At 45.8% G+C, this 253-nt stretch carries 1 pseudogene; it reads right to left on the bottom strand.

From position 1 onward, the window contains the following. Positions 1-253, bottom strand: a pseudogene (locus tag CH339_RS25855) (hypothetical protein); the annotation flags it as partial.

Genomic DNA, 253 nt, shown 5'->3' with positions numbered 1-253 from the left:
GTAAACTCTTTTGCGTCCAGAGAAAGAAGCTGAGGAATCGTCTTTGCGCTCAAATCAGCTCCGGCTTTCAGCATATCTAGTCCATAGCTGTCAGCATCAACGCCGGCAATCGCAGCCAATTCTTTTGCAGCTTTGACATCTTCTTCCGTGCATGTCGGGGATTTGAATAAGAGGGAATCTGAGATGATCGCCGACAGCATCAGCCCCGCAATATCTTTTTTAATTTCAACGCCGTTTTCTTTATAGAGCTTGT

The sequence above is a fragment of the Rhodobium orientis genome (genome assembly GCF_003258835.1).
GTDB lineage: Bacteria > Pseudomonadota > Alphaproteobacteria > Rhizobiales > Rhodobiaceae > Rhodobium > Rhodobium orientis.
The sequence above is the reverse complement of the archived record's forward strand: the minus strand, read 5'-3'. Positions and strand labels throughout refer to the sequence as shown.